The sequence below is a fragment of the Vibrio sp. Evd11 genome (assembly GCF_900382755.1).
In the GTDB taxonomy this organism is placed as follows: Bacteria; Pseudomonadota; Gammaproteobacteria; order Enterobacterales; family Vibrionaceae; genus Vibrio; species Vibrio lentus.
In genome coordinates this window covers 1-5,712 of sequence record NZ_OSDX01000115.1, presented here as the reverse complement: position 1 = coordinate 5,712, position 5,712 = coordinate 1, and the positions used below count along the sequence as shown (strand labels likewise).

General features: G+C 42.1%; 6 protein-coding genes and 1 pseudogene. All 7 read right to left on the bottom strand.

The genetic code is table 11. The features are described 5' to 3' along the window. Positions 1-41: 41 nt before the first annotated feature. The 7 genes and pseudogenes from ED652_RS23580 to ED652_RS23555 all read right to left on the bottom strand — a co-directional run bounded on the left by ED652_RS23580 (position 42) and on the right by ED652_RS23555 (position 5,449). On the bottom strand, positions 42-233 hold the full coding sequence (locus tag ED652_RS23580) for a hypothetical protein (RefSeq protein ID WP_122056342.1): 192 nt from the start codon (positions 231-233) through the stop codon (positions 42-44). 291 nt (positions 234-524) lie between these two features. Continuing rightward, positions 525-1,439: pseudogene (locus tag ED652_RS23575) on the bottom strand (VirK/YbjX family protein). A gap of 284 nt (positions 1,440-1,723) precedes the next feature. Further along, positions 1,724-1,870, bottom strand: coding sequence for a hypothetical protein (locus tag ED652_RS23860; protein ID WP_017106021.1), 147 nt, complete (start codon positions 1,868-1,870; stop codon positions 1,724-1,726). Positions 1,871-1,897: 27 nt separating this feature from the next. Beyond that, positions 1,898-2,173 carry an HU family DNA-binding protein gene (locus ED652_RS23570; RefSeq protein ID WP_017106020.1) on the bottom strand — a complete coding sequence of 92 codons (276 nt, stop codon included), beginning with the start codon at positions 2,171-2,173 and terminating at the stop codon, positions 1,898-1,900. 350 nt (positions 2,174-2,523) lie between these two features. Next, positions 2,524-3,219, bottom strand: a complete 696-nt coding sequence (locus tag ED652_RS23565) for a VC0807 family protein (RefSeq protein ID WP_017106019.1) — start codon at positions 3,217-3,219, stop codon at positions 2,524-2,526. Positions 3,220-3,419: 200 nt separating this feature from the next. After that, entirely contained in the window at positions 3,420-4,664 is a 1,245-nt protein-coding gene (locus tag ED652_RS23560) for an NADH:flavin oxidoreductase/NADH oxidase family protein (protein WP_122056341.1), read from the bottom strand. Positions 4,665-4,876: 212 nt separating this feature from the next. Continuing rightward, entirely contained in the window at positions 4,877-5,449 is a 573-nt protein-coding gene (locus ED652_RS23555) for a YceI family protein (protein ID WP_122056340.1), read from the bottom strand. Between the last annotated feature and the right edge of the window lie 263 nt (positions 5,450-5,712).

The window sequence follows — 5,712 nt, the reverse complement described above, 5'->3', positions numbered from 1 at the left end:
ATTAAATGCTGGTTTTAGTCAGGTGGTGAAAAACTAGGCACTCATGCGGTAGCCCTGTTGTTTGGTCCATCCCAGTTTAATTCACATAGGTTTAGTTCTTCGCTTTCTGGACCATTAAAATCAGCCATGACGTTTTCAAAATTAATCATTTTACAATCTCCGTTTTTGGTTTTAATTAACGAGCCTACTTTTGGCTCGAAGCTATTAATTATATAAATAGGACTTTCTTTCAATATGAATTTTCCTTGGATTTATAAATATGCAACGGGATGCTCAAAAATTGTAAATATGTTAATATAATGTTGTCAATATGGTTTGTGTAGTAGGCAGGAAATCGCCGTTTCTGAGCATGCTTCTTGTCCTGTTTTTCTATCTAGATTTAAGATGTAGTACTTTGTAAGTGTATTAATCTGTGAGGGTGGAGTCTGAGGAGGTGTTAAAAAGCCCCGTGAATACGAGGCTTTCTTTTTGTTACAAGTCGCTTTTTGGCCGGTGCTAAGAAAGTGTGGCAAGTTTACGCTCTCTCAACTTGCTTTGGCTAAATCAACCGTCAACGTGATAGGAGCCTGTAGGTGAGGGTCAATAGCGATTCTTAGATCTTCTTCATAATGATCTAACCAAGCATAGCGCTCACGATATAGTTTTCGTTTCTGACGTTTAAGCGGCTCTAGGTCTTTCCTTGTTGACTGGATAGGTAGGACGTAAAAACATTTGTCATGTTGCTGTCCGTCGTGCTCTTCCCACAAGCAATTATATTTGAGGCTTATCTCTTTCCCTTTCTTCCCATAGCGTAATGAGTTTGAGACATGTCCTGTTTCGTTGACCGCATAGATGTGATTAATTCCCAGGCTAGTCGCCATTAATCGAAGGGTTTCTACCATGAAAGATTTGGGTCTTAAACCATAAAATGCCTTTGTGAATGTACGACTGAAACCATTGTCATTTGCTCCGCCTTACACACCGCCAATGTAGATATCATTGTTAAAAACGGAGAATGAGATTGTGTACATTTTGTTCAACATGGAATCAGTAAGGGAGAGGGTGAGTTCGCCTTCTTTTCTCGCATTTCTTTCAAAGCTTAGGTTTAGCAAGTAGGTTTGTTCGTCGATCTCAAGCTCTAAAAGGTTAAGTCTCTCATTATAAATTTGATGGCGCGCTTGTGTCGTGAACTTGTCTTCAAACCAATCATAATGCTTTGATAGTATTTCTATTTTTTCTTTTTTACTGAAGTCAGTACACAAGTAAGGGGTGACAAACTTAGAGAGGACATTTGGCTGCTTTTTGAACAAGAGTTTTCTCTCGACAGAGCTGAAGTTCTCATTCATTTTTTTAGTATCTGAATAATAAAACAGTGCACGAACAGCGAACTTAACTATCGCCTTGTACTTTCCTTTATTCTTATGGACATTAGCTTCAATTCCCATGCGAACTACATTCATAATCACCTCAACAAAGAAGCACTGCACGAACACATCAGTGTCGCGATTACTTCCTTTATTCTCATAAACAACAAGGGAAATGATGATAATGAAAAGTGTCATGTGGGTATGTATGGGTATGTATAGCAATGTAACTGAATCAGTTATTTAGTGTTCAGAACTTGTGCGTTTGTCTCTATTAATCATGAAGGGGTTATTATGGGAGAGGGGGTGTTTTTGTAGGCGCTGGTCCTTAAACAAATAATGCCACTACAGAGCTGCAGTGGCATTTGAACGATAACAATCTATAACTCTAACAGTTTGGCCAATTCACGCTGTTCCATTAGCTCTTCAATACGTTGACGAGTTTTAGGCGTTTCGGCTTGTGCTTTAGTAGACTTGCCAGCTTTTTTACTGCGACTGGTTTTCGCTTTTTCTTTTGGCGTAGTCATCGTAACTTTCCTTGTTGTATTGCGGTATTAAAGGTTGCATGCCTCTTTTAAAGCTTTACCTGCTTTAAAGGCTGGCGTTTTTGACGCTGAAATTTGAATCTCTTCTCCAGTTCGTGGGTTACGACCAGTGCGTGCTGCACGGGCGTTCACTTTAAAACTGCCAAATCCAAGGATAGACACATCATCGCCGTTAGCAAGAGTCGTAGAAATGCCTTCAACGAGGGCATTTAGCGCTGTGCCCGCTTGGTCTTTTGAGATGTCTGCAGAAGTCGCGATGTGTTCAACTAATTGGGATTTGTTCATAATCTATATTCCTTATTGAGTACGGCTGGCGTCTACCGTTAGCACCTAGCTGATACGATCTTATCAATAGCAATTGAGATAATGTCAGTGATTGGGTAGGGCTTTGTAAAGTAACCAACAAAATCGACTATAAAAGCATCTGTCGGTTCAATCAATGAAATTCGTTGATTATTATGGATTTAGAGCGAGTTACTTGACCTAATCTAAGAAAACTGGCCTCGAATTATAAATGTGATTCATTTGATCAACCAAAGATGAAATCACATTGAGCGACCAACGAGAGAGCAAAACGAAAAAGCTCAGCGAGTGTGCTGAGCTTTTGGTGTTTTTCTTAGGCCGTTCGGTAAGAGCTACTTAGTAATGAAGATCTGTTCCGTTTCTAATGATGTCATGTCGCGCACTTGGCGCCAAATGTAGTAGAAAATACCTAACATCATCAGAAGGCTTGGGATAGCGATTGCTGGGTAGCTGTAAAGTGTCAGCTTACCAAGTTCTTCATTGAAGGCGACTGTGCCTGCTGGGCTGGTGACAATCCAAGTCGCTAGAAAGTAGTTCATCGCAGAAGAGAAGGCGAACGTACTTGCGAATAGGTAATTTGATGTCATTAGGCAACGATCAAACTTAGCTTGGTTGCCAAACTGTCTCAAACGCTCTTCAATCAGCGAGATATTTAATAGTGCCGGAGTGAAGATGACTTTTTGGATAAATGGGTAGCGAGTAAATGTAGAGCCAAGTACAGCTAAACCAATTAGGCCGGGGATTAATGCTTCTTTTAGTGCCAACCAACGAGTATCGAGCTCAAAGAAACCAATACCGCCCGTTAATAACACACTCACAAAGCCCAGCGCCGCGATGAAGTTAAACTTCTTGTTGCGGATGAGTTCCATACCACCGTAAGCAATAGGGAAGGCAAGTGCGACAAGCAGTGCTAAGCCAGTTCCGAGATGCTCCTCTCCACTGAACTTCATTAAGATGAATGAAGGAAGAAAGACGTTAAACACGACTTCAAAAAGAGGGCTCGATTTTTTGTTTTCTGTATTACTCATAATTTCTAAATACATTATGTTATGGATTTATTCTCAGGGATTGTTGTTTACCTCGCCCAAGATGTAAAGCCTTAAGACTTCATGCTGTGTAACGACATGTGACATCAACGACATCTTTTGGAGTGTAAGGGCTTCAATTCAGGAGAGTAAATACGTTCAATACGTTCAATACGTTCAATACGCTAAATATGATAAACACGTTACGCTCTGCGTTTCTTGAAGGCGTGCCAACCTGCACTTAAGATCGTTTTAACTACGACGCCAAGAGCACTTAATCTAGGATCGGTGTTTTTTCCTGCGGCCATTCGCCACATTTGATGTTCGTACCAAACCAATCCAACCATCGCCATTCTATCTAATGAAGGTTTTCCCGTGGTAGGCACGGTTAGTGGCATTCCGTATTCTGGGTTTTCAATTAACTTATTGGGGAAGTCAGGATCAACCGCCATGGTTCGAGCTATGCCGATAAAGTCAGTGGCGGATGTATTTAACGCGTCATTCATCGCTTGTGCGGTTCGAAAGCCACCAGTGACTACGAGAGGCGTGCTGACCAGTTTCCTCGCTTTAACCATGTAATCCATAAAATAGGCTTCACGTTTGAGTGTGCTTGCTTTTATCGGTTCACTTTTGTTCTTAGAACCCATCATTGACGGGCTTTCGTAAGTCCCGCCTGATATTTCGATTAAGTCGATTCCGTCTTCGCTCAACGCTTTTACAACCTGCATTGACTCTTCTTCCGTGAAGCCACCTTTCATGAAATCGGCACTGTTAAGCTTGATACCAACAGGGAAATTATCGCCCACTTCTTTTCGGATACCACGATAAACTTCGAGTACGAATCGAAGTCTGTTTTCCAATGAACCGCCCCATTTATCGTCGCGTTGGTTGTGTCTTGCCGACAAAAATTGACTGACAAGGTAACCGTGAGCACCATGGATTTGTACGCCAGTAAAGCCAGCTTGTTTGGCGAGCTTAGCGCTCACAACAAACTTATTAATAACGTCATGGATCTCGCATTCACTGAGTGCTCTTGGGGTGTTGAAGCCTTTCTCTAATCCACGGCCTAATGATATAGCAGAGGGAGCGACGGGTTCATTGCATAAGAACTTAGGGATCTGCTTGCCTGGGTGGTTAAGCTGCATCCATATTTGAGAGCCGTTTTGCTTTCCAGCGTTAGCCCATTGGCGGAAAATGGTTAAATCACTTTGCTCATCCAAAACGACGTTTTTCGGTTCGCCGAGCGCATTTCTATCGACCATTACGTTACCGGTCATCGACAAACCAATCCCACCGTTTGCCCAACGTTGATAGAGGTTAACTAAACCGATTGTCGGGTTGTGGTGTTTGTCGCCAAGTTGTTCGCTCATCGCTGATTTAAATAGGCGATTCTTAATCACTTGGCCATTGATTAGGGTGAAAGGCTTACTGAGGTTAATAGAGTTCATGCGGTTTTGGCTGCTATGGGCTTTTTCTATGAGGGTTCTAGTATGACCTATTTGGTCGTTGGTTCCGAGCAATTAGGTTTTGTTGAACCTTGTTCTGGTTCTGTTTGGGACTTTATAGGCATTAAGAGTGACGGGATATTCACCGCTTAAGCTCTCGCGTAAATAGGATGGCGAGAGCTTAGAAGGAGTCAGTAAGAGACGGTATTAAACCATTACTTGTCGAAGAGTAGATTGAAGCTTAGTGGAACTTTATCGGAAATGGCTAGCCCGCCGACGGTTGCTGAAAGCTTGTTGAGGTTTTCCGTCGATATCCCAAAATCAGCGCCATTGACGATAATGGTTGAGGTTGAATTGACCATGACAAAACCTTCAGACGGAACGACCATAACTGGGAAGTCGATAGTTTTGGTGGTGCCGTGTAAGGTAACTTCGGCAGCGATGGTCGTAATTTTCGGATCGCCAGCTAGCATCGCAGGGTCAACCTTTCCCGAGATCTTCACTTCAGGGAAAGTCATCGATTCAAAGTAGAGTTCATTAAGTCGCTGGTCACGAATCGATACTCCAGTACTGACGGTCTTTAAGTCTAACAATATCGAAAATTGACCGTCTTCAGTAAGCCCACCAGATAGAGGTTTTATAGACGCGGGCTCCACAACAAACTGCTTCTTAATGGTTGCGAATGTAATGTTCGATAACTTGGGATCTAACGTGTAGCCCGTTTCTGCAAAAGATGGCGCAGAAATGAGGGTACAAAACAGACCGAGCGTAGGTATTAGTTTTTTCATAAGTGGTCACCAGATTGCTGAATTTACAGGTTTAACGTTATGGAGCCGTTCGCTTAAAGAACTTCTTTGGTACATCTTTTCGAGCACATCTTTGGGAAAATAAAGATAGATAAAAGCTTAGTCTAGCATTCACCAAATTACCTGAGGAAGGTAGAGCATAGCCATATTATTGGAACCATGATCGGCTAAGTTACTTGTGTATTTTTAGGGCGTGTTGATCTTTCGTGAGTGTTTTTTGAACAGCATGGTAAAGAGTTATAATT

Bases quoted from the DNA above. Each gene is read 5' to 3' on its own strand.
- ED652_RS23555 (WP_122056340.1), bottom strand. From the start codon at position 5,449: ATGAAAAAACTAATACCTACGCTCGGTCTGTTTTGTACCCTCATTTCT.
- ED652_RS23860 (WP_017106021.1), bottom strand. From the start codon at position 1,870: ATGACTACGCCAAAAGAAAAAGCGAAAACCAGTCGCAGTAAAAAAGCT.
- ED652_RS23570 (WP_017106020.1), bottom strand. From the start codon at position 2,173: ATGAACAAATCCCAATTAGTTGAACACATCGCGACTTCTGCAGACATC.
- ED652_RS23565 (WP_017106019.1), bottom strand. From the start codon at position 3,219: ATGAGTAATACAGAAAACAAAAAATCGAGCCCTCTTTTTGAAGTCGTG.
- ED652_RS23560 (WP_122056341.1), bottom strand. From the start codon at position 4,664: ATGAACTCTATTAACCTCAGTAAGCCTTTCACCCTAATCAATGGCCAA.